This is a genomic window from Providencia sp. PROV116 (assembly GCF_028482485.1).
Lineage (GTDB): Bacteria > Pseudomonadota > Gammaproteobacteria > Enterobacterales > Enterobacteriaceae > Providencia > Providencia rettgeri.
In genome coordinates this window covers 84,042-107,031 of sequence record NZ_JAMPQO010000008.1, presented here as the reverse complement: position 1 = coordinate 107,031, position 22,990 = coordinate 84,042, and the positions used below count along the sequence as shown (strand labels likewise).

Sequence of the window (22,990 nt, the reverse complement as noted above, 5' to 3'; positions counted from 1 at the left end):
AAATTACGGAGGTGAAATGTTACCTACTTTCACCTCTATTCTTTTACATCGGTAGCGAAAGATTGGATAGCCACCAGTTGCAGCCTTACACCACAATTTTCTAGCTCATTAATTCTCTAAATAATTCAGCCTGTAGCTAGGCGGTCAGCGAGCTAGAGCCTAGGAGCATACAATAGTATGTGACTAGGTCTAGTGAGTGCAACCAACAACGCTACAGGTTGAAGTATGACGAGAATTTAGGGATTATTGCCAAACATATCCTTAACCCAATCCGGTGCATCATCTTGCTGCTCGCCATTATTACCATTGAGATCCCAAATTGGCGCTTCGTTTTCAGACGCTTGGCATAACCCTTCTGGGTTATCCGTCCAAATCGGCAACATTCTACCGCCGCCGAAGTTTGAGCAACTTAATTGGCCATCAGCTGTGACTTGCATCTCAACAATGCCCTCTGGCGCACGGTTGATGAGTGCCAATGGCGCTTGGTTATCTAAGTAACGTTGGTACACTTTTAGTGCCCCTGTTGCTCCTGATAACTGTGTTGGGCCATTATTGTCACGACCAACCCACACAATTGCGACCTCTTTACCATCAATTCCTGCATACCAGCTATCACGCAAGTCATTCGTTGTTCCTGTTTTACCCGCTAAATTATACTTGGCATATTTGGTCAACAACACTCGCCCCGTACCTTGTTTAACCACTTGCTGCATACCATACAATGTGAGGTATGCTGCTTGGGAAGGTACTGCTCGCTCTGCAGATGGATAGCTTTGGTAAATTTCATTGCCATCTCCATCAATAACAGAACGCAATGCCGATAATTTCGCACGATTACCGTTACCACCAATAGTTTGAAAAACTTGTGCGACTTCTGCCGGTGTTAGGTTAACAGCCCCTAAGAACATCGAGGGCACTTTTTCCATCGCCGCTGCGGGAGCTCCTAAGCGTACAAAAGTGTTAAACACTTGGTCTAAACCGACCTCTAGCCCTAAGTTTACCGTTGGAATATTTTGTGATTTTGCCAATGCATCAACTAACATCATACGACCGTTGAAGTTACGGCTGTAGTTTCTTGGGCTCCAATTTTGATTCCCGACTTTTACTGTTAGTGGCTCATCTTTTAACCACGTATTTAAACGAAAACGATCTGGTTCACTTAGTGCAGCGAGGTATACCGGAGGTTTTGCCAGAGAACCAATACTACGCCGTGCATTTAACGCACGGTTAAACCCTGAAAACTGTGGTTGAGAACCGCCAACCATCGCGCGCACTTCCCCATTAATGCGATCAACAACTACCATTGCACCTTCAATATCATCTAATTTACGAGATTTACGTAAATCAGCGACACCGTTCTCAACTGCATTTTCAGCCGCAGTTTGAGCCACTGGGTCTAAAGTTGTAAAAATTTTCGCACCAGAGAGTTCTTTAACTTTATCGCCCAATTTTTCATTGAGTTCTAAACGAACCATTTGCATAAAGGCAGGTTGAGAAGCCACCAGCCCTTCTTTGTTTTTCACACCGAGAGGCCTTGCGCTTAGCACTTGATACATTTCTTGGTCAATTACACCACGCGTTTCCAAGATTTTCAGCACGATATTTCGGCGTTTAATCGCATTTTGTGGCTTAGTCCAAGGGTTATACGTTGATGCCCCTTGCACCATTCCCACTAATAAAGCCTGTTGGTCAAAGCTTAACTCATTGATTGGTCTACCGAAATAATACAGGCTCGCTAACGGGAAACCACGAATTTCGTCATTACCGTTTTGGCCTAAAAAGACTTCGTTTAAATACAGTTCTAAAATGCGCTCTTTGCTGTAATTATAGTCCAGCAAAACCGCCATATAGGCTTCATTGGCTTTACGCTTTAATGTCCGTTCATTGGTCAAAAACAGATTTTTGACTAACTGTTGGGTTAAAGTACTTCCCCCTTGAACGGAGCGCCCTGCACTTAAGTTAGCAACAACAGCACGGCCAATAGAGTATAAACTGACGCCATCGTGCTCATAAAAGTTGCGATCTTCGGTTTCTAATAAGATTTTAACTAGAGATTCAGGAAAATCAGATAAGGGTAAAACTAACCGTTGCTCATTATTCGCCGACTGCATCATCGTGATCAGTTTCGGGTCTAAACGGAAAAAGCCAAATGAGCGACCGTTTTCCATGTTTTCAATCTTGCTCAACGCGTTATTTTCAAACACCATGCGCGCAAGGATTTGCCCTTCTTTTTGATCAGGGAAATTAAACGGCCTACGTAAGATTTCGATGCTATTACCACGCACCACAAATTCGCCCGATGTCGTTATCTTACTCACCTTACGGTATTGCATACCTTCAAGTAGGCGAACCATTTCTGCCTGGCTGTAATCCATCCCCGGCTCAAGGTTGACCATTCGGCCGTATACTGCGGCGGGTAAATCCCAAACCTTACCATCAAGGCGTTCTTTAATTTGTTGATTTAAATAAAAACCATATGCCGCAAGTAAAACAGCAAACACGATCATCAGTTTGACTAGCAGCCAAAACCAACGCCATTTACTTTTTACCTTTCGAGGTTTGTTATTTTTTGAGCCTTTTTTAGCCATTTGCTCTTCTTCATCTTCATCATCGAGATATTGTTCGTCAATATCATCATCTTCGAATAAATCTTCATCGTCATAGTCATCGCGGTCTCTACGGCGGCGGCGGGATGAAGACTGTTTTTTCCCAGCAGTTTTTTTGTTACGTCTGCCGATTGGTTCAAAATCTTTACCTGACATGGTCACTCCATATCACATTACAAAATAACTTAATAACGCACTAGTAATGTCAGTTTAGTGGTTAATTTTGGCCTAGAACCCCAGAGATTTCACCAAAGAAAGCTCTTAATTACATTTCCTTACTCAGTCGGCTCATTGATAGAGCCAATGAGGAAACCCGCTATTAGAGCATAAAAATAGATTATTTCGCACCCATCATCGCTTTTTTTGTTTGTCTCGTTGGCGCAGTATTTACAGGGTCATCTGGCCATAAATGTTTTGGATAGCGCCCTTTCATCTCTTTTTGTATCTCTTTATAGCTGCCTTGCCAAAATGCACCAAGGTCTTGCGTGATCTGTAACGGCCGCATGGCAGGAGACAACAGAGATACTGTTACGGTTATTTTTCCTTGTGCAACAGTCGGATTCGCTTTTTCCCCGTACATTTCTTGCATACGAATCGCTATGACTGGTGGCTTATCTAATGCGTAGTGAATGCTTACATCATGTGAAGATGGCGCTCGATAGGTTACCGGAAACATGCGTTCTAACCACTGTTGCTGCTGCCAATCTAATCGATTAACCAATAAAGAGGCTAAATCAATCTGCTGTAATTTTTGCTTATTTGTTATGCCATCAAGATAAGGTTCTAGCCATTCATCCAGTGAATCCAATAGTGCCGCTTCATCAAAATCAGGCAAATTAATATCAGGAAAATACTGCTTAGCTAACGTGCAGCGGATACACAGTTGTAGAGCATTTTCCTGCCAGTTTAATTGCTGCAAGCCATTTTGCTTCAACCAATATACTAGCGCTTGGCGAATCTCAGTGTTATCAGGGTTGCTTAAACGCTCTGATTTCACCACTAATTGACCGCATTGCAAGCGTTTCCAAGCTAGTAATGTCCCTTTTTGATCATCCCATTCGACCGTTTCTTGTTTATTAAACAGCGATGGGCAATCTACTTGTAGTCTGTCAATCTCGACAGGATAAGCCAAGGAAATACGCGCATCCGCCATATTTTCGGGTTGCCATAAGGACATCACAATTAGCCATGGAGAACCAATTAATCTTTCAGATTCGTTCAGCATCGCTCCTAAACCACTCGCTAATTGATAGCGTTGTTGGTTATCTCGAGATTTCGCAATGCGGTCGGGAAAGCCCGTAGCCAACAACGTTGGTAACCACTCACTAATGAGTGCATCTTGCTTACCAATGGTACTCGATACTCTTTGTTCACAAAGCACTGATGCTCTCTTACACCATCCCTCTGTTGGCCTTTCTATGTAATAACGAAGATCCGCATCTTGTTGCCGAGGAGGCTCCTCGATAATCGCCACCAGTAGTGCAGCTAATTGAATAACATGCTGATTTTTACTTTGTTGTGCTTTACATAGCATGGCCGCTGTTCGTACTGAACTGCCTAACGCCGCCATCTGCTGCCCAAAAGGCGTTAACTTACCTGCGGCATCAATAGCACCTAGTTTGCCAAGTAAATTTTTTGCCGAGGATATTGCCGGTTTCGGGGGTAAAGTCAGCCAGTTTAGCTGTGCGGCATCGTGACAACCCCATTGTAATAAAGATAACCATAAGCTGCTCAAGTCACTTTGCGCAATTTCGGCCTCGCTAAATTGTGCCGCACGCTCAGCCTGCTCTTCACTGAATAAATGCCAGCAAACACCTTCTTCCAAACGGCCTGCGCGGCCTGCACGTTGTGCCATCGACGCTTGGCTAATTCGCTGTTTAACTAGTTTTGTTAGTCCTGTTCGTGGATTGAATTGCCCCACGCGTTCAAAACCACTGTCTATCACAAGGCGGATCCCTTCAATCGTCAAGCTAGTTTCCGCAATATTGGTGGCTAATACGACCTTTCGCACTCCTTCTGGTGCTAGCTGAATCGCCTGTTGCTGGGCTTGTAGGGATAATGCACCGTATAAAGGACATAAAAGTATGTCCTCACTAACCATCAAAGCGAGCTCTGCTCTTACTTTCTCTATTTCCCCCATACCTGGAAGAAATAATAATAAAGACCCATGTTCTTGCTGCAATAACTGCCAAGCCGCCAATGCGACTTCTTTATGAAAGAGTTTATTTGGGTTAATTGGATGATATTCACGTATTACGGGGAATGTACGCCCTTGTGACGTGATAACCGGAGCATCAGGAAACAGCTGAGACAGCCCTTGATTATCCAATGTCGCAGACATCAATAGAATACGTAAATCTTCACGTAAGGCTTGCTGTGAATCAATTAGCAAAGCGAGACCAAGGTCTGCCTGTAAATTTCGCTCATGGAACTCATCTAAAATGACTAAACCAACCCCTTCAAGCTTGGGATCATTTTGCAGTAAGCGAGTGAGTACGCCTTCGGTAACCACTTCAAGACGCGTGTGGCGGCTAACTTTAGTTTCAGAGCGCATGCGTAAACCGATGGTATGACCGATATCTTCACCGAGTTGCTGTGCGAGGCGAGCAGCTACTGAGCGTGCCGCTAAACGACGAGGCTCTAACATGATAACCCGCCCGTTAATAACCCCACTCTTTAATATTTCTAACGGTAAAACTGTTGATTTACCAGCACCTGTCGGTGCATGAAGCAAAACTTGAGGAGAAGAGGTTAATGCGGTAAGTATGTCCTCACAAACTTCAAATATCGGTAACACTGGGGTTATCACTCCATGTATTTAACTTTTACTGTTAGACATTGTAGCATTAGCCTCTTTTGCCAGTAAGCATATTACCGACAACGATAGCGGAGACCCCATGGAATTTGAACCCGCCTTACAACCAGCTACTTTAATTAAGCGTTACAAGCGCTTTTTGGCTGATGTCACTTTACCGAGCGGTGAAGAAATTACCATTCACTGTGCAAATACAGGCGCTATGACAGGTTGTGCTACCCCTGGTGATACCATTTGGTATTCGACTTCCAATAATACAAAACGCAAATACCCGTATAGTTGGGAGTTAACCCAAACCGCAGACGGCCATTTTATTTGCATTAATACCCTTCGTGCGAACCAATTAGTTGCACAAGCATTAACCGAAAAACACATTCCAGAATTATCTGAATATAGTGTAATAAAACCTGAAGTTAAATATGGCACAGAAAATAGTCGAATCGATTTTTTTCTAACGCAAAATGGATTGCCAGATTGCTTTATCGAAGTAAAATCAGTAACTTTACTCGAAAATAATCAAGGATTCTTTCCTGATGCAGTGACACTTAGAGGCCAAAAGCATTTAAGAGAGCTCATGCATATTGCGAAAGAAGGAAAAAGAGCCATACTATTGTTTGTTGCTTTGCACACAGGTATTCACGTAGCATCAGCAGCGGCTCATATTGATAAGCAATATGCGCAATTATTAGAGGTAGCGAGACAAAGTGGTGTTGAAGTGCTTTGTTATCAAGCTGATATAACTGTTCAACAAATGGTGTTAAGTAAGCAGATTCACTTTAACTCTATTAAATAAAGTTTTTTTAACCGATTTTTATACGAGGCCGCAGAGTTCTGGGCGCTAAAAAGGGAATAAACACGCTCGCCCTCACAGCATTACAAAACTCATTGCAGGAACGATTGCCAAGAGAGCAGTCTTCTGCTATTTATAGCGACCTTAATTTTTCCCCCTTGGGGTTTTTGTAAAATTTGCGTGTGTAGGAGAAGCATTATGCAAGAAGGGCAAAAACGTAAGACATCGTCCTTAAGCATTCTCGCCATTGCTGGGGTTGAACCCTATCATGAAAAAGCTGGCGAAGAGTACATGAACGAGGCCCAGTTGGCGCATTTTAAGCTCATTCTCGAAGCATGGCGCAATCAACTCAGAGATGAAGTGGACCGGACTGTTACTCATATGCAAGATGAGGCAGCTAACTTTCCAGACCCCGTTGATAGAGCCGCTCAGGAAGAAGAATTCAGCCTTGAATTACGTAACCGGGACCGTGAACGTAAACTGATTAAGAAAATCGAAAAAACGCTGAAAAAAGTTGAAGATGACGACTTTGGCTATTGTGAATCATGTGGTGTAGAAATTGGTATCCGTCGTTTGGAAGCCCGTCCTACCGCTGATTTATGTATCGACTGTAAAACATTAGCAGAAATTCGCGAAAAGCAAATGGCAGGCTAGTGTCTATATGGAGTCCTGAACGGCGCATATTACTGCGCCGTTACAAGGGAAACGCTTCATGCTATTATGTTCCACTCCTGACATGTTCCGCTCCTGACTTTTGATTTACATTAACCATCAAGTCAACCCCATCCTACTCCCTATTTTCTGCCAGTTGATGGCCACGATCGCCTCTCACTCACCTTTAAATAAGATAAATATTTACTTTCACATAATTTTTTACGCAAATAGATTATGTTATTTTTTTGCTCTACAGTTTGAGCTTAAATAATTAACTGACAACAAAAAATCGCTTAAAATAAGGCTTCTAATCGTATCCGCCTATAGCGAGAACGCTTTTCTGGCTATTATTTTACGTAAATTTTATTGGTAACGTTTATAATTAGAGGTGACTTTTATTCGTTTAACCATTCTCAAAGAAACTTCTGTGAGCTATGATTAGCCGCTTATTTTGTTTAATGAATATTGGTAATGACATCGAGGTGTACTATTTTTAACCGAGTAGCAAATTTCTGCCGTAATATTTTATCTCGCAATACAGACGCATCCCCTGAAGATGCAGTACAACATCGTGATCCTTCGCGAGATATACAGGCAGCCGGTAAAAGGCCAGTCACTCATTCTGCTCATGCGCAAACCGCATCTAAAGAGCAGAACACAGCTCAACCCCATAAAACAACCCCTATTAAAAAAACGGTTCGTCAATCTCAACGTGCCGATTCAACACCTGAGAAGCGCCCTACAATGACAACCGTAAACGACGAAAACATTACTGTTATCCCGCGTTCCGAGCACCCTATTTCACGCAGTGATATTAGTGACAATGCATTAAAAGTGCTGTATCGCTTAAACAAAAGTGGCTTTGAAGCCTACTTAGTGGGTGGTGGTGTGCGTGATTTGCTTTTAGGTCAAAAACCTAAAGACTTCGATATTACGACAAACGCAACGCCTGAACAGATCCGCAAATTATTCCGTAACTGCCGTTTAGTGGGTCGCCGTTTTCGGCTGGCACATATTATGTTTGGCCCCGAAATCATAGAAGTTGCAACTTTCCGTGGCCACCATGACCAAAATGCATCAGATGACAAAAACTTATCTGCACAAGCACAAAACGGCATGCTATTGCGCGATAACATCTTTGGCTCCATTGAAGAAGATGCGATTCGTCGGGACTTCACCGTTAACAGTCTATATTACAACATTGAAGACTTCACATTACGTGACTACGTCAATGGCTTGAATGACCTCAAAGCTGGCGTTATTCGTCTAATTGGTGATCCTGAAACGCGCTATCGTGAAGACCCTGTTAGAATGCTAAGAGCGGTACGTTTTGCCTGCAAATTAAATATGAGCATCGAACCAAAAACCGCTGAGCCAATTTACCAACTTGCTCATTTATTGAGAGAAATTCCATCTGCTCGGTTATTTGAAGAGTCTCTCAAATTACTCCAAGCAGGCCAAGGTTACGCTACCTATAAAATGCTCAAAAAGTATGGTTTGTTTGAGCAACTTTTCCCTGTTGTCGCAAGCCGTTTTACAGATAACAGTGATTCGCCAATGGAAAAAATCATTGAGCAAGTTCTTAAAAATACTGACTTCAGACTAAAAAATGATAAGCGTGTTAACCCTGCTTTTTTATTTGCTGTTATGTTATGGTACCCAGTTACAGAGCATGCTGAGAAGTTATCTCAAGAAGGCGGGTTGGCCTATTACGACGCCTTTGCGCTGGCAATGAATGATATTCTAGACGAGCAGTGCCGTTCAATTGCTATCCCAAAACGCATTACAACCACAATGCGTGATATTTGGTTATTGCAGTTACGCTTACCTCGCCGCCAAGGCCGTCGTGCCAATAAATTAATGGAACACCCAAAATTCCGTGCAGCGTTTGATTTATTAGAATTAAGAGCTAATGTCGAGCACCGCAACGAGTTACAAGAGCTAGCGTTATGGTGGACTGATTTTCAGCAAGCAAATAATATCAAACAGCGTGAAATGATTTCGGAATTAGGCAATGCACCCACTCGCCGCCGCCATCGTCCACGTTCATCACAAGGCGGTTCTGGGGCACGTCGGTCAAATAAGTCATAATAGATAGAGAGAATATAATGGAACAAGTCTATATTGCTGTAGGAAGTAACCTTGGTGAGCCACTATTACAGGCACAGCAAGCTATTGCAGCTTTAGATGCGATACCCAATAGCCGCGTTGTTTCTACCTCTTCTGTTTATCGAACTAAGCCTCTAGGCCCGCAAAATCAGCCAGATTTTCTTAATCTGGCTGTGTTACTTGAAACAACTCTTGAGCCCGAAGTTCTCCTCAACTATACACAAAAAATCGAACTTGAGCTGGGCCGTGTACGCAAAGAGGAGCGTTGGGGGCCACGAACGCTGGACCTCGATATCATGCTTTTTGGTAACCGTATCATCAATACTGAACGGTTGATCGTTCCACATTATGGGCTAAAAGAGCGTGAATTTATGTTGTATCCGCTTAGTGAAATCGCCCCTTCTCTTGTTTTTCCTGATGGCGAAAAGCTTTCAGAAAGACTCACACAAGTCCCTCGAAATGGCCTAACGTTTTGGGATATTCCAGCCTGAAATGTTCAACCTCTTATGAGGTATGGTCGCAGGGAGATCATTTCCGGAGGTTATTATAATGAAACCAATTTCTCTGGCTGATTTATGTCAGTTTAAAAAAGACAAACACAAATTTGCAACTATGACAGCCTATGACTCAAGCTTCGCTCAATTATTTTATGAGCAAGGTATCCAAGTGATGCTCGTTGGAGACTCACTTGGAATGACGATTCAAGGTGAATCCTCCACCTTACCCGTTACTGTCGAGCAAATTGCTTACCACACCCGATGCGTTCGCAAAGGCGCGCCAAATGCCTTCATTATTGCAGATATGCCATTTATGAGTTACGCCACACCAGAACAAGCTTGCGCCAATGCGGCTATTTTAATGCAGGCAGGCGCAAACATGGTCAAAATTGAGGGTGGCAGTTGGTTATGTGATACGGTAAGAATGCTAGGAGAACGCTCTGTTCCTGTGTGTGGCCATCTAGGTTTAACGCCACAAGCCGTCAATGTCCTTGGCGGTTATAAAGTCCAAGGACGTGATGAAGTCACCGCCAATCAATTACTCAAAGATGCGATTGCACTAGAAAATGCAGGCATCCAATTGTTGGTTCTTGAATGTGTCCCAACCACCTTAGCCAATCATGTTACGGAAGAGCTACTATTGCCCGTGATTGGTATTGGTGCGGGAAATGGGACTGATGGACAAATTCTTGTTATGCATGATGCGCTGGGTATTACCGCACGAGCCCCTAAATTCGCAAAAAACTTTTTAGCTCAAGCGGGCAACCTTCATGATGCTATTCGTATGTATATCCAAGAAGTGGAAGATGGCATTTACCCAAGTGAAGCCCATTCTTTTTCTTAATTGATGTCAGAAATTATAAGGAACACACGTATGCTTATCGTTGAAACGGCGCTTATCTTACGCCGTGAAATCCGCCGCTGGAAACAAGAAGGCAAACGTATTGCACTTGTCCCAACAATGGGTAATTTACATGATGGTCACTTAACACTTATTGACCAAGCGAAAAAACAGGCTGATGTTGTAATTGCCAGCATCTTCGTTAACCCGATGCAATTTGATAGGCAATCTGATTTAGCTAATTACCCACGAACGTTGCAAGAAGATTGCGAAAAACTAAAACGTCGTGACATCAATTTGGTTTTTGCACCTTCCCCTCAAGAATTCTACCCAGAAGGGATGGAAAAACAGACTTTTGTTGAAGTTCCAGAGTTATCGACCATATTAGAAGGCGCAAGCCGCCCTGGGCACTTTAAAGGTGTCGCAACGGTTATTACTAAGTTGTTCAACTTAGTACAGCCAGATATTGCCTTGTTTGGTGAGAAGGATTACCAGCAATTACAATTAATTCGCAAGTTAGTTGCTGACTTATCATTTGATACACAAATTGTTAGCATCCCAACAGTTAGAGCCAAGAATGGCCTAGCACTGAGCTCACGCAACAATAATTTGTCAGCGGAAGAGCTAAAAACAGCGCCTAAGCTGTATCAAATTATGCAACAAGCGGGTGAAAAATTAGTGGCTGAACCTGATGCATCTGAAGTTATTATTGAAGAGATGAACAATAGCTTACGAGAAGCCGGCTTTACTCCTGATGAGCTATTTATTCGCGATGCAGATACATTATTACCACTTGGTGAGTCCAGTAAACGTGCGGTTATTTTAATGGCGGCATGGTTAGGTCAAACGCGTCTTATTGACAATTTACAAGTTGACCTACCAAGTAATATTGCATAAAAATAAATCACTTATAAAAATAAAATAACACATTGCAATTACTGTGTTTATAGCGTTAATTAAAATGCTGTGCTCTGAATGACTTTTATTTTTCAAACTCATTTGATTCACAGCTAGGCGGTAAGTAAACGAGACCCTAGGAGCATACATAAGTATGTGACTAGGGCGAGAGAACGCCACCAACAACGCTGTGAGCCAAATGAGGAAGAAAAAATGTTAAGAAGAATGTTGCAAGGCAAACTCCATCGCGTCACAGTCACACAAGCAGACTTACACTACGAAGGCTCATGTGCGATAGATCAGGACTTTATGGATGCCGCTGGGATCCTTGAATACGAGGCCATTGATATTTACAACGTTGATAATGGCGAACGTTTTTCGACTTATGCAATTTCAGGCGAACGGGGCTCAAAAATCATCTCGGTTAATGGTGCTGCTGCCCGCCGCGCTGCGGTTGGTGATAAGCTGATTATTTGTTCTTATGTACAAATGGAAGATGAAGATGCGCGCCTACATAAGCCAAAAGTGGCTTATTTTGATGAAAACAATAAAATGAGTCGCATCGCAAAAGCAGTCCCTGTTCAAGTGGCATAATGTTGGATTTTATTTATCCAACAATTTGATTAGTATTGCCATTTATATACATATCAATAAAAAACGGCTTTTGATTACGCTAAGTACCAAAAGCCGTTTTTTTTACACAATTTCAGCCCAAAATTTAACTTCTTAAGCCTCTACCTTGCTCAATCAAAAACCATGTTAATGCATAAAAGACGACTAAGAAAATCATTAAGACGCCTAACGTAATCGCGATAGAAACATCGGCTATTCCCAGAAAACCATAACGAAAGCCGCTGATCATGTACACAATTGGGTTCAGTTTAGAAACGGCTTGCCAAAACGGTGGTAACAGCGATAGTGAATAAAATACACCACCTAAATACGTTAATGGTGTTAAGACAAAGGTTGGAACAATACTAATATCATCAAATGTCTTAGCGAAGATGGCATTTAGTAAACCAGCAAGTGAAAATACAATTGCGGTTAGCAATAACGTTATGACTACCATTGCCCATGAATGCACTTGCAATGGAATAAAGAATAACGATACCAATGTAACAAGAAAACCCACTAAAATCCCTCTAGCAACACCACCGCCGACAAAACCTGCGATAATAATATGCGTCGGAACGGGGGCAACCAGTAATTCTTCGATATTTTTCTGAAATTTAGAGCCAAAGAAAGAAGAACAAACATTTGAATATGAATTAGTGATCACCGCCATCATGATTAGCCCAGGGACGATGAATTGCATATAATCCACACCACCCATATCACCAATTCTAGAACCAATTAAGTTACCAAAAATCACAAAATACAGTGACATGGTGATCACCGGTGGTAATAGTGTTTGTATCCAAATACGACCAAACCGCGTGACTTCTTTTATCCAAATGGTTTTCAATGCGACCCAATATAATGAGATCATCTTGCAATCTCCTTCTCGGTTGCATTACTTTCTCTTTTAACTAAGTTAACAAATAACTCTTCTAATCGGTTTGCTTTATTTCGCATACTTAAAATCTGAACACCTTGCTCACTAAATTGGCTAAAGACACTATTTAGACCTTGCTCTCTTTTAACATCCACCTCAAGTGTTGAAGTATCTATCAAACGAGATTCATACCCTAATAATTGAGGGATCGGACTTTTTGGCATTAAATCAAAAATAAAGGTTTCTGATTCTAATTGGCTCAGTAATTGCTTCATACTAGTATTTTCAACTAATTCACCATGTTGAATAATGCCAATATTACGGCACAACATTTCAGCCTCTTCCAAATAGTGAGTTGTTAAAATAATTGTCGTCCCCTGAGCGTTAAGATTCTTTAAAAATGTCCACATTGAGCGACGAAGCTCAATATCAACACCCGCCGTGGGTTCATCCAAAATTAATAGCTTTGGTTGGTGCATCAATGCACGGGCTATCATTAAACGGCGTTTCATACCACCGGACAAATTACGTGCCCGCTCATCACGCTTTTCCCATAAATCAAGTTGGGTTAAGTACTGCTCCGCTCGTTGTACCGCAACAGAGCGCGTAACCCCATAATAACCGGCTTGGTTAAGGACAATTTGTAATACCGTTTCAAATGGATTGAAATTAAACTCTTGAGGCACTAATCCAAGTTGCTGCTTTGCTTGCACAACTTGCTTTTCTAAATCATAACCAAATACTTTTACAGACCCGCTTGTTTTGTTTACCAGCGAGCTAATAATCCCTATTGTGGTTGATTTACCCGCGCCATTTGGCCCCAACAATGCGTAAAAGTCACCGTCTTCAACGCTCAGATCAATCCCTTTCAGGGCTTTCACACCACCTGGGTAGGTTTTGGTTAACTGCGATAACTCAAGTGCATATGTCATATGTAAAAAAAACCTTTATTCTTAGAACGGTTTGAAGGCAATATATCACCATGATGCCACTTTTTTCTGCTCTATGTTATGCAGAAAAGAGATAATTAGTTTATACAATATAATTCAATATGTTATAAATTTAGGGTTGTCTTGTCTAAAAGACAGGTTCATCATAAGGGCATTAAAATTAGTATAACTAATTATTAATTAATCAATAAATGTTGTATAAGATTTTATCGCAAAGTAACACAACTAGGCTATAAGTCATGATGAGAAAAATCGAAGAGCTGTTTGCTAACAATGAAGCATGGTCAGCATCAGTCAATGAACAAGACCCCGAATTCTTCAAAGAATTATCAAAAGCACAAAAGCCGAGATTCTTATGGATAGGCTGCTCTGACAGCCGAGTACCTGCAGAAAAACTCATTAACGCGGCACCTGGGGACCTTTTTGTGCACCGTAATGTTGCCAACTTAGTCATTCACACTGACCTAAACTGTTTATCAGTCATTCAATATGCGGTTGATGTCTTACAAGTTGAGCACATTATTATTTGCGGCCACTATGGCTGTGGTGGTATTGAAGCGGCGGTTGATAATACCGAACTTGGCTTAATTAATAACTGGCTATTACACATAAGAGATATTTGGTACAGACATAGCTCTATGTTGGGTGAATTAAAACCTTGTGAGCGTCTTAACCGTTTATGTGAGTTAAATGTTGTTGAGCAAGTTTATAACTTAGGGCATTCAACGATCATGCAGTCTGCATGGAAACGTGGCCAAAAAGTGATGATCCACGGCTGGGTATATGGGATTAATAATGGTCGATTACAAGACTTACATATTACTGCCGATAGTCGAGAAAAACTTGAATTGTGTTACCGTGAAGCCATTTCTACTTTAACTCAAAAAAAGTAATTTAAAATATAAATTGGAGGCTCTTATAATTAAGAGCTTCTTTCTTATTAATCCCCAAATCAGCATAATTAAAATATAAAAAACTTTCCTTTCAATTGACTAAAAAAAAGAAAATAAAATTCAATTAAAGCAAATTTATCATTAACAACAAATGAGAGTAAACAATTAAAATTAAGATATAATGTGTTGTTAATATTATATTAAAACAAAAGGACAGCTTACGCTGTCCTTTTTATTCATGCTATTCTAAAGTTTTATTCTTCAAGTAACGTTACATGGCCAATATAAGGTAAATGGCGATATTGTTGAGCGTAGTCAATACCGTAACCCACCACAAATTTGTCTTCGATAGAATAACCAATCCACTCAACAGGAACCTGTACTTCTCGACGTGAAGGTTTATCCAGCAATGTACAAATAGCGACAGATTTAGGGCCGCGTAATTCGAAAATCTCACGTACTTTATTTAAGGTATTACCTGAATCAATAATATCTTCAACAATTAAGACGTGTTTATCGCGAATATCTTCATCCAAGTCTTTGACAATTTTAACATCACGGCTTGATGTCATCGCATTACCGTAACTTGAAACAGTCATAAAATCGACTTCATGGGGAACATCAATCTTACGGCATAAGTCGGCCATAAAAATAAATGAACCTTTTAGTAAGCCAACAAGGACTAACTCACCATCAAGTTTTTGATAATGAGCACTAATTTTATCGGCTAATTCGCTGATTCGCTGAGCAATCTCTTCTTCAGAGATCATCACTTCAAGGGTATGTTTCATCTTCTATTACGCATCTATGGGAATGGAAAGCGCGTAATTTTATCATAGGCAGCACGCATATACTAATAAAGGAAAATGCAGTGCTAAAATTTCACACTACATTTTCTCTGAAAGTAAATGTGGCTGTTAACTCACAGTGAAGCCCAACATCATCCCTGTATCTTCATGCTCTAAGAGATGGCAATGAGCCATATAAGGGTGCTGTTGTGTTGCAGGGTGTTTAAATTCAACTAAAATTTCACTCACCTGCCCTTCTACTTTGACAATATCTTTCCATCCTTGACGATGAGGCTCTACGGCTTGGCCGTTTTCTTTTAGGATACGAAAACGCGTGCCATGAACATGGAATGGATGCAACATCATATCGCCACGCCCTGAAACGACCCAAATTTCTTGTTGATTCATAGGAGCGTTGAATGCAGGATGCGTCATTGAGAAAACTTGCCCATTTATAGTATTCGCATTATGAATATCCAAGCCATCAGAACCTGTACCACAATGGCCGCCACTTCCCATTTTGCCATTCATATTTCCATGGTTCATATTACCGTGGTTCATATTCCCCATCATTGCACCATGACCGCCCATATTCCCCATCGCCTGGTCGCCATATTTTTCACGCAACATCATCATGCCTTGCATATCTAAGCGCATATCCATCATTAAATGGAAACGACGGCGATTTAAGCCAGCAAGAGAAGGAATAGCGGGTATGGCTGCTAGTGTTGATGGTAAGTCACCTTCCCCTTTCGTCAACGTTGTTTCGATACGCAGCACTGGCAAAGGCTGGTCAAATGGTGCAATCGTCATTCCCATTTGCCCGACAGGTAGCGTTACCAAATCAAATACGCGGCCATCGGAGGCGTCAATTAATACCTCAAAACGCTCTCCCATCAAGATAGGTAATTCGGTTAGCGCAATCGGCTCAGCTAATAAACCACCATCACTCGCAACGACATACATTTTACGTCCATCACTGGTGGAAATATTTAAGCTTCTAGCATTACAGCCATTTAATAACCTTAATCGTATCCAACCTTTCGGGACAACATGTTTAGGATAAACAGCACCATTCGTTAGCATGATATCGCCAAACCAACCCACTGCGGCACTCATCACATCAAGTTGATAATCAATTTGGCCATCATCTTTTAGGCGTTTGTCTTGCAAAATGACTGGAATATCATCAACCCCCCAATCGTTTGGTAAGCCATGCTTTGTGCTGTCATCATCTTTAATTAATACAAGGCCTGCTAACCCCATAGCCACTTGATAGCCGGTTTTTCCATGAGTATGAGGATGGAACCAACATGTCGCTTCACTTTGGTTTACCGTAAAATTCACTTTTCGGCTTGCGTTTGGTTGGATTATTGCTTGGGGGCCGCCATCTTGTTCACCTGAAATTTCTAAACCATGCCAATGAACTGTCGTGTCTTCTGCCAGTTGGTTAACAATATTGATATTAACATTCTGTCCATTTTTCAAGCTAATTGCAGGGCCTAATAAATTGCCGTTATAACCCCATGTTGTCGTTTGCTTTCCAGGAACAAATTGTGAAACGCCCTTCTGGATAACCAACTGAATGTTACCTTGCGCATCAGGCTCCAATAAGGGGGGGATCGCTAATGTTGGATAATTTCCCGCTGCGACCGCGATGCGGCTCCAAATAGGCAGCGCACTTGCAGCATATGTGATAGCACTTAATTTAAGAAAATCGCGACGTAGCATTGATAACCTTCCTTTTATTTATCAAATCGATAATCATCTGTGGTGTGATTTATGACAAATTACACTTTCGAAGCAAAACATGGTTTAATGACGGTATGATAAAGCTTCCCCTTACAGGAAGGTCAATAAAACCACTCCATAAATGTGGGTTTATTACATGGATTTAAGAAAAATATAGTTGACTAACAATTCTATTCTTATGCTAACGTAACTTGACATAGAAAACAGATAGAATAACGAATGCGCAAATTTATATTGATGTCATGCTTAATGACTCTGTTAGGGATAACCAATTCTGCCAGAGCTCTTTCCACCAACGAAGCTGAAGATCTTGCTGATCTCACGGCCGTTTTTATTTATCTAAAATATGATTGCGGGTATTCACAAATCCCAGATAGAGAAATTGAACGTGCTATTGTTTACTTTGCGAAAAGTAACAAATGGGATCTTAGTAACTATAATGCGGAAAAAATGACCGTTCTTAACAAAGAAAGTTATAGTGATCTAAAAGGGATACCACTCACCACCGAGTTTAAATGCCAGTCTCTTGCTCGCGATTCACTAGGCCTCTTTGCTTACGTCAAATAAGCAGATGAAAAAAGCCTATCAAGAAAACATGCCAAATATCGCCTGCATGTTTTCTTTCTTTACTTTAAATGACTATTTCTTTTTTGCCTTCTTTCTTGCCAAAACAACGCTATCGATGGAATACTTTGAATAATTACCATCCTGATAATGTGGTTTGACATAACAAAGCCCGCGTCTAAATTCATGGTGATTGCTGCGAATGTCATCGCTTCCATACTCCCCGGAGCCCACGCTAACAATAGTACCGAAATATCATAGCCTGTAATCCAAGAGGCAAATACCGTGAAAAGAAAAGTCAGCACGATATTAACCACCACAACTTGGGCCGAAGAGTATATATTTTTAATTAACGATGAAAGTGGAAACACAATGAAATGGTTACCAATGTTCATCCCAATTAATACCATACTGAGTTCAGTCAACATCAACGGGAAATTTAATGGGATATCCGCCCAACCTTGAATGAGAGTTGCTGCCGCTAATGACGTTAACATAAAAGGTGCGGGGACTTTTAAACGCTGTAATATTGCCCCTGAAATTACCCCAACTGCAATAATGAGCACTAGCCATCCCGTTGCAACTAATGTCAATTCTGGAAATTCTATTATCGGTTGAGGATCTCCATCGCTCCCCACAACAATTCCTGCTAATAAAATAAGAATAATTAAGCGAATTGTATGGGAAATAACAATTTTCTGAGGTGGGGTATGAGTATGGTCAGTTAATGCCAGAATAGCTGCCATAGCACCGGGCACAGAGCCAAGCATCGCTTCTTGTTTTGTCCAACCGACTTTGCGGTAAAACCAAAAAAAACTAAATGAAAATTGTACAGCCAAACAGACAACTAGCATCAATAGTAAAAGAAATAAATTGTCTGCTTCATTAAGTGATACTTGATTGAACATCAAGCCCACAGAGGTCCCGAGCGTGACTTGAACAAAGGTAATAGTATGTTTAGGGATGGCAAACGAAATACCAAAACGATGAAAAATGATAATGGCAATGATTGGGCCAAACATCAATGCAAGGGGAACTCCGAGGTAAGTCAGCCCGCCACCAATCAAGGCACAGATGGAAATCCCACCTAACATTTTTAATAATTTCATCATATGGTATTAACCATTAAGTCTTTTTATAGTCCTAATTTATATCATATTATTTTAAGTCATATGGCTTTAGTTTTTATTTATTTATTACCCTAGTGGTATCCACCAGAATTTATCTATTTATTAGGTTTTGATCTTATTATTTTGACTTGGTTTGAAAAATTTCTCTTAACTAAAATTAACATAACGTAGCCATAAAATTATTTTTTCCGTTTTATATTATCAGCACGAGCTTGATTCATTATTGCTTTGGACATCCATTGAGCTAACGCAGTGACTTGGGCATCATCCATTTTCCAAATATCTTTTAATACTAAAAATATTTCGGAACCATAAATAACAGAAAAGGCTCTAATCACTTTATCTATAATTTCTTGCGGATATTCTGATTTCATTGGCGATGTCACCATCGCAAGAATTTCTTTGCGATTTCCACGTTCTAGGCGTTTATCCTTAATACTTTGAGGAGCAGCTCGACCCTGAGCCCACTGCTGCAATGACGCTTGCAATGCGGCCCGTAAAACACCTTCATGTTCAAACATACGCGGAAATGCATAGGTTAATAACTCGTCAATACGATCTTCAGTTTGCTCACTTTGTGGGCGCCAAGTTAAAATTGGCCCTAAACTCTCATTAACCGTTGCAGTAATTAAATCGGCCTGCGTCGGAAAATAACGATAAGCTGTCGCACGAGAAACTCCCGCTTCAAGCGCTAATTCAGAAACAGAAGGCATTGCCCCTTTTTCAAATAAATCTAAAGCCGTCGTAACCAATAATACATAGGTCCGTTTTCGTGCTCCTTTGTATTCTGAGTATGAATTAGTTTTAGACATTAATTTATCCTTAAAATACTGTCACTTACTATAAATCGAGTTAATACTCATGAAAACATATAAGTGTGAATAGGTAAACATACTTGATTGATAATTTGTAAAAATTTATCCATAAAGATGATTTTAAAAGTAATAACAAAAGACAGAATAATTATATTTAAATATTATAAATTTCCACATCCATTCAAAATAATTCAAGACTCTTATTGAGAATTTATTTCTATTAATCAATAGGATATATTACCTAGACACCAATACTCTTCACCATAAAATGTAAAATGAGACTACAATCTCATTTTACAACCAAACAAAATGATACTATAGTCTCATTATGATGAAAAATTCAACGTTAGTTTTACTCTGAAAGGGTTTTTCTATGAAAAAATATCCGAGTTTTATTTATATTGTAACAACGCTTGACACGAAAAGTGCTGAACTATTTTATGTCAGTGAATTAATCAAAAACGCCGGATTGGCGGTACGTACCGTTGACCTGACAACACAACCAACGCAATTAGATAAAAACGCAGATATCAGCGCGCATGCCGTTGCAAGTTTTCATCCACTTGGCGCTGAAGCCGTTTTCTGTGGTGATCGCGGTAAAGCCATTGAAGCCATGGCACACGCTTTTAGCCTTTACCTTGCCGCACAAACAGATGTTGCCGCTATTCTTGGTTTAGGAGGGTCAGGCGGAACCGCACTCATTACACCCGCCATGCAAGTGTTGCCTGTAGGTATTCCAAAATTAATGGTTTCTACGATGGCATCAGGGGATATTTCCGGTTATATCGGCGCCAGTGATATTTCGATGATGTACTCCGTCACTGATGTGTCTGGTTTGAATATCATTTCCCGTAAAGTATTAAAAAATGCAGCCAACCAAATTGCAGGAGCGGTTTGGTTTGATAGCGAAGAACAACCTCACGACTTAAAGCCTGCGATTGCCCTAACCATGTTCGGGGTAACGACCCCATGCGTCCAGCAACTTACAACACAGTTAGAAGCCCAATATGACTGTCTAGTCTTCCATGCAACAGGCAGTGGCGGTAAAGCCATGGAAAAACTGATTGATAGCCAGTTATTGCATTCTGTTTTAGACATTACAACCACTGAAGTGTGTGATTACTTATTTGGTGGCGTACTAGCGTGTGATGAAGACCGCTTTGGTGCCATTGAGCGTACTCAAACCCCTTGCCTGATGTCTTGTGGAGCCTTGGATATGGTGAATTTTGGTCGCCCTTCCACTGTGCCTGAACACTATCAAGATCGCTTATTTTATCATCACAATGCTCAAGTCACTTTAATGAGAACGACCAAAGAAGAAAATCAGCAAATGGGTCGTTGGATTGCCGAAAAGTTAAATCGTTGTCATGGTGAAGTGCGCTTTATTATTCCAACAGCAGGTTTCTCAGCTTTAGATGTTGAAGGTGCTCCATTTTGGGATCCTATCGCAGACCAAGCCTTCATTGATGCTTTAACCGCAAATTTAATAATAACAGAGAAAAGACAGCTTATTTTGAGTCCTTATCATATTAACTCCTCAGAGTTTTGTGATCAGGTTATTCAGCTTCATCAGGAAATTTTGAACAAATAATAGAGGTTAATTATGAAACATAACCGCACAGATTTATTAAAAAAATTTAGAGACATGATTGCTCGGGGAGAACCAATCATCGGTGGTGGCGCAGGAACAGGACTATCGGCGAAATGCGAAGAAGCGGGCGGTATTGATTTAATCGTTATCTATAACTCAGGCCGTTACCGCATGGCGGGTAGAGGCTCCCTTGCTGGTTTATTAGCTTATGGCAATGCGAATGAAATCGTTATGGATATGGCAAAAGAAGTTTTACCTGTAGTAAAACAGACGCCAGTTCTTGCGGGTGTGAATGGAACAGATCCATTCTGCCAATTCGATAAGTTCCTTGATGATATCAAAGCAACAGGTTTTGCAGGGGTGCAAAATTTCCCTACTGTCGGTCTAATTGATGGTAATTTTCGCGCCAACTTAGAAGAAACAGGTATGGGTTATGGGTTAGAAGTTGAGATGATCCGCCTAGCCCACGAAAAAGATTTACTTACAACGCCTTACGTTTTTAGTGCTGAAGATGCCATTGCGATGACTCAAGCTGGTGCTGACATTATTGTACCACACATGGGGCTAACGACTGGCGGGAATATTGGCGCAGAAACGGCACTGACGCTCAAAGATTGTGTGCCATTAATCAATGAATGGGCAAAAGCGGCAAAAGCAGTACGCGAAGATGTGATTGTTCTGTGCCACGGTGGCCCAATAGCTACCCCAGAAGATGCTGAATACATTTTAGCCAACTGCCCTGATTGCCATGGCTTCTATGGTGCCAGCTCAATGGAACGTTTGCCAACAGAAGTGGCATTAACCGCCACCACACAAAAATTTAAATCAATTACACGTTAGTTTTTTACTTTATATTTTGCCAACACCAGGCGCCTACTTTGGTAGGCGTTTTTTTATCTTTCTAGCCACAAAGTTATTTCCCTTTTTCCTGGTAAATAGAATGCCCTTTGCATAAAAAATGTGTTAGGCAAGCCATAAATATAGGCATACCAAAATAGAGCACGCCAAAGGCAAAAGCCACATGGGGTTTATCTGGAAACTCGCCCCCCGTAGAAATACTCGAATAATAGTCAATCGACCTTAAATATTCAGGCGTTAATCCGCCATAAGGTACGAGAAAAGATAAAATTAACACCGAGAAAATACAGAACATAAAATTGAGTGCCATTAACGCTGAATAGCCCATATTTTCAGAGCGTTCTTGCTCTGTTCGACTGGTTAAACCAAAAAGCATTCGATTTGCGACAGTGGCACTATACAAATATAAAATTAATGGGGAATCCCCTAAGACTGACATATTAATAGCCAGAGCAAAAAGGCCATAGAAAAGGGCAAATAACGTTAATATTCGCCAATCACGAAATACCGCCATAAAGACGCCTGAGTGAACTAAAATAAATTCAAAAATCAGGATCAGTGTCAGGTTATAAATAATTTCTACTGTATAGTATTCAGGAAAAAACCATACCGATAAAATAAAACCGACATAAAATAATGAAAAGCCATAATTTATTATTTTAGAAAAAGCACGAATAATGCTGAAAGAATGCGGAGTTTCCTTCACACTTTTTACTGAAGATTGTTTTGGGAAAAAACCTTGGTTGTTATCTTTCCCATTCCTTGGTGGCTTTACCATTACCTCACTCCATGTCATCAATATCACTTTACTAATAAGCTACTTGATAACACAAAAAATAAACAGTGGCTAAAGTCCGAATGGCGGATTCAGGATAAGATAAAGTGTAAGGAATATCGACAAGATGGCATGAACGTACACTCGCCATGCCACAGATAGATTAAATT

The 22,990-nt window shown here is 40.8% G+C and carries 20 protein-coding genes; 11 read left to right on the top strand and 9 right to left on the bottom strand.

The genetic code is table 11. The annotated features are described in order from the left end of the window. Positions 1 to 236: 236 nt before the first annotated feature. Together mrcB and hrpB are read right to left on the bottom strand one after the other, a co-directional pair. Positions 237 to 2,762 carry a bifunctional glycosyl transferase/transpeptidase gene (gene mrcB / locus PSE72_RS06835; RefSeq protein ID WP_115166789.1) on the bottom strand — a complete coding sequence of 842 codons (2,526 nt, stop codon included), beginning with the start codon at positions 2,760 to 2,762 and terminating at the stop codon, positions 237 to 239. A 181-nt stretch (positions 2,763 to 2,943) separates the two neighbouring features. Continuing rightward, positions 2,944 to 5,403, bottom strand: coding sequence for an ATP-dependent helicase HrpB (hrpB, locus tag PSE72_RS06830; protein WP_217007911.1), 2,460 nt, complete (start codon positions 5,401 to 5,403; stop codon positions 2,944 to 2,946). A gap of 100 nt (positions 5,404 to 5,503) precedes the next feature. Between hrpB and sfsA the strand changes: the two genes are divergently transcribed. The 7 genes from sfsA (at position 5,504) to panD (ending at position 11,803) form a co-directional block, all read left to right on the top strand. Then, on the top strand, positions 5,504 to 6,214 hold the full coding sequence (gene sfsA, locus PSE72_RS06825) for a DNA/RNA nuclease SfsA (protein ID WP_217007910.1): 711 nt from the start codon (positions 5,504 to 5,506) through the stop codon (positions 6,212 to 6,214). A 195-nt stretch (positions 6,215 to 6,409) separates the two neighbouring features. Beyond that, positions 6,410 to 6,865: an RNA polymerase-binding protein DksA gene (dksA, locus tag PSE72_RS06820; protein ID WP_004260494.1), complete on the top strand. Its 456-nt coding sequence runs from the start codon at positions 6,410 to 6,412 to the stop codon at positions 6,863 to 6,865. A 744-nt stretch (positions 6,866 to 7,609) separates the two neighbouring features. After that, complete coding sequence (gene pcnB, locus PSE72_RS06815; RefSeq protein ID WP_206608472.1) at positions 7,610 to 8,956, top strand: polynucleotide adenylyltransferase PcnB; 1,347 nt, start codon at positions 7,610 to 7,612, stop codon at positions 8,954 to 8,956. 17 nt (positions 8,957 to 8,973) lie between these two features. Next, positions 8,974 to 9,465, top strand: coding sequence for a 2-amino-4-hydroxy-6-hydroxymethyldihydropteridine diphosphokinase (gene folK, locus PSE72_RS06810; protein WP_004913705.1), 492 nt, complete (start codon positions 8,974 to 8,976; stop codon positions 9,463 to 9,465). A gap of 58 nt (positions 9,466 to 9,523) precedes the next feature. Beyond that, positions 9,524 to 10,315, top strand: coding sequence for a 3-methyl-2-oxobutanoate hydroxymethyltransferase (panB, locus tag PSE72_RS06805; protein ID WP_004913707.1), 792 nt, complete (start codon positions 9,524 to 9,526; stop codon positions 10,313 to 10,315). A gap of 30 nt (positions 10,316 to 10,345) precedes the next feature. Next, the gene (gene panC, locus PSE72_RS06800; RefSeq protein ID WP_115166787.1) at positions 10,346 to 11,209 is read left to right on the top strand and encodes a pantoate--beta-alanine ligase; all 864 of its coding nucleotides are present in this window, start codon (positions 10,346 to 10,348) and stop codon (positions 11,207 to 11,209) included. Between the two features lie 213 nt (positions 11,210 to 11,422). After that, positions 11,423 to 11,803: an aspartate 1-decarboxylase gene (panD, locus tag PSE72_RS06795; RefSeq protein ID WP_109912045.1), complete on the top strand. Its 381-nt coding sequence runs from the start codon at positions 11,423 to 11,425 to the stop codon at positions 11,801 to 11,803. Between the two features lie 124 nt (positions 11,804 to 11,927). Here the strand turns inward: panD and PSE72_RS06790 are convergent, their stop codons facing one another. Both PSE72_RS06790 and PSE72_RS06785 read right to left on the bottom strand, forming a co-directional pair. Next, complete coding sequence (locus PSE72_RS06790) at positions 11,928 to 12,698, bottom strand: ABC transporter permease (protein WP_004913713.1); 771 nt, start codon at positions 12,696 to 12,698, stop codon at positions 11,928 to 11,930. Beyond that, positions 12,695 to 13,636 carry an ABC transporter ATP-binding protein gene (locus PSE72_RS06785; protein WP_004913716.1) on the bottom strand — a complete coding sequence of 314 codons (942 nt, stop codon included), beginning with the start codon at positions 13,634 to 13,636 and terminating at the stop codon, positions 12,695 to 12,697. The genes PSE72_RS06790 and PSE72_RS06785 overlap by 4 nt, the downstream gene beginning before the upstream one ends. A gap of 257 nt (positions 13,637 to 13,893) precedes the next feature. Between PSE72_RS06785 and can the strand changes: the two genes are divergently transcribed. Beyond that, positions 13,894 to 14,547 carry a carbonate dehydratase gene (can, locus tag PSE72_RS06780; protein ID WP_042851647.1) on the top strand — a complete coding sequence of 218 codons (654 nt, stop codon included), beginning with the start codon at positions 13,894 to 13,896 and terminating at the stop codon, positions 14,545 to 14,547. Positions 14,548 to 14,801: 254 nt separating this feature from the next. Here the strand turns inward: can and hpt are convergent, their stop codons facing one another. After that, the gene (gene hpt, locus PSE72_RS06775) at positions 14,802 to 15,338 is read right to left on the bottom strand and encodes a hypoxanthine phosphoribosyltransferase (RefSeq protein WP_004260548.1); all 537 of its coding nucleotides are present in this window, start codon (positions 15,336 to 15,338) and stop codon (positions 14,802 to 14,804) included. Positions 15,339 to 15,464: 126 nt separating this feature from the next. Beyond that, positions 15,465 to 17,066 carry a multicopper oxidase CueO gene (gene cueO / locus PSE72_RS06770; protein ID WP_217007909.1) on the bottom strand — a complete coding sequence of 534 codons (1,602 nt, stop codon included), beginning with the start codon at positions 17,064 to 17,066 and terminating at the stop codon, positions 15,465 to 15,467. A gap of 240 nt (positions 17,067 to 17,306) precedes the next feature. Here cueO and PSE72_RS06765 point away from each other — a divergent pair, with 240 nt between their 5' ends. Beyond that, positions 17,307 to 17,654 carry a YacC family pilotin-like protein gene (locus PSE72_RS06765; RefSeq protein ID WP_004913725.1) on the top strand — a complete coding sequence of 116 codons (348 nt, stop codon included), beginning with the start codon at positions 17,307 to 17,309 and terminating at the stop codon, positions 17,652 to 17,654. Between the two features lie 59 nt (positions 17,655 to 17,713). On the opposite strand, the gene PSE72_RS06760 is transcribed toward PSE72_RS06765, so the two are convergent. Continuing rightward, entirely contained in the window at positions 17,714 to 18,763 is a 1,050-nt protein-coding gene (locus tag PSE72_RS06760; RefSeq protein ID WP_272690933.1) for an AbrB family transcriptional regulator, read from the bottom strand. Positions 18,764 to 18,960: 197 nt separating this feature from the next. Continuing rightward, on the bottom strand, positions 18,961 to 19,593 hold the full coding sequence (locus PSE72_RS06755; RefSeq protein ID WP_115166784.1) for a TetR/AcrR family transcriptional regulator: 633 nt from the start codon (positions 19,591 to 19,593) through the stop codon (positions 18,961 to 18,963). Positions 19,594 to 19,969: 376 nt separating this feature from the next. Between PSE72_RS06755 and PSE72_RS06750 the strand changes: the two genes are divergently transcribed. After that, a complete protein-coding gene (locus PSE72_RS06750) occupies positions 19,970 to 21,187 on the top strand; it encodes a Tm-1-like ATP-binding domain-containing protein (protein WP_115166783.1) in 1,218 nt (405 codons plus the stop codon). Positions 21,188 to 21,199: 12 nt separating this feature from the next. Further along, complete coding sequence (locus PSE72_RS06745) at positions 21,200 to 22,027, top strand: phosphoenolpyruvate hydrolase family protein (RefSeq protein ID WP_004913739.1); 828 nt, start codon at positions 21,200 to 21,202, stop codon at positions 22,025 to 22,027. Positions 22,028 to 22,100: 73 nt separating this feature from the next. Here PSE72_RS06745 and PSE72_RS06740 read toward each other — a convergent pair whose 3' ends face one another. Continuing rightward, positions 22,101 to 22,823 (bottom strand): hypothetical protein, encoded by a 723-nt coding sequence (locus PSE72_RS06740; protein WP_004913743.1) that lies wholly within the window; start codon positions 22,821 to 22,823, stop codon positions 22,101 to 22,103. Positions 22,824 to 22,990 lie beyond the last annotated feature (167 nt).

What these genes read in the sequence shown, in the direction of transcription:
- mrcB (WP_115166789.1), bottom strand. Translation starts at nt 2,762, where the DNA reads ATGTCAGGTAAAGATTTTGAACCAATCGGCAGACGTAACAAAAAAACT.
- sfsA (WP_217007910.1), top strand. Translation starts at nt 5,504, where the DNA reads ATGGAATTTGAACCCGCCTTACAACCAGCTACTTTAATTAAGCGTTAC.
- dksA (WP_004260494.1), top strand. Translation starts at nt 6,410, where the DNA reads ATGCAAGAAGGGCAAAAACGTAAGACATCGTCCTTAAGCATTCTCGCC.
- pcnB (WP_206608472.1), top strand. Translation starts at nt 7,610, where the DNA reads ATGACAACCGTAAACGACGAAAACATTACTGTTATCCCGCGTTCCGAG.
- folK (WP_004913705.1), top strand. Translation starts at nt 8,974, where the DNA reads ATGGAACAAGTCTATATTGCTGTAGGAAGTAACCTTGGTGAGCCACTA.
- panB (WP_004913707.1), top strand. Translation starts at nt 9,524, where the DNA reads ATGAAACCAATTTCTCTGGCTGATTTATGTCAGTTTAAAAAAGACAAA.
- panC (WP_115166787.1), top strand. Translation starts at nt 10,346, where the DNA reads ATGCTTATCGTTGAAACGGCGCTTATCTTACGCCGTGAAATCCGCCGC.
- panD (WP_109912045.1), top strand. Translation starts at nt 11,423, where the DNA reads ATGTTAAGAAGAATGTTGCAAGGCAAACTCCATCGCGTCACAGTCACA.
- PSE72_RS06790 (WP_004913713.1), bottom strand. Translation starts at nt 12,698, where the DNA reads ATGATCTCATTATATTGGGTCGCATTGAAAACCATTTGGATAAAAGAA.
- PSE72_RS06785 (WP_004913716.1), bottom strand. Translation starts at nt 13,636, where the DNA reads ATGACATATGCACTTGAGTTATCGCAGTTAACCAAAACCTACCCAGGT.
- can (WP_042851647.1), top strand. Translation starts at nt 13,894, where the DNA reads ATGATGAGAAAAATCGAAGAGCTGTTTGCTAACAATGAAGCATGGTCA.
- hpt (WP_004260548.1), bottom strand. Translation starts at nt 15,338, where the DNA reads ATGAAACATACCCTTGAAGTGATGATCTCTGAAGAAGAGATTGCTCAG.
- cueO (WP_217007909.1), bottom strand. Translation starts at nt 17,066, where the DNA reads ATGCTACGTCGCGATTTTCTTAAATTAAGTGCTATCACATATGCTGCA.
- PSE72_RS06765 (WP_004913725.1), top strand. Translation starts at nt 17,307, where the DNA reads ATGCGCAAATTTATATTGATGTCATGCTTAATGACTCTGTTAGGGATA.
- PSE72_RS06760 (WP_272690933.1), bottom strand. Translation starts at nt 18,763, where the DNA reads ATGATGAAATTATTAAAAATGTTAGGTGGGATTTCCATCTGTGCCTTG.
- PSE72_RS06755 (WP_115166784.1), bottom strand. Translation starts at nt 19,593, where the DNA reads ATGTCTAAAACTAATTCATACTCAGAATACAAAGGAGCACGAAAACGG.
- PSE72_RS06750 (WP_115166783.1), top strand. Translation starts at nt 19,970, where the DNA reads ATGAAAAAATATCCGAGTTTTATTTATATTGTAACAACGCTTGACACG.
- PSE72_RS06745 (WP_004913739.1), top strand. Translation starts at nt 21,200, where the DNA reads ATGAAACATAACCGCACAGATTTATTAAAAAAATTTAGAGACATGATT.
- PSE72_RS06740 (WP_004913743.1), bottom strand. Translation starts at nt 22,823, where the DNA reads ATGGTAAAGCCACCAAGGAATGGGAAAGATAACAACCAAGGTTTTTTC.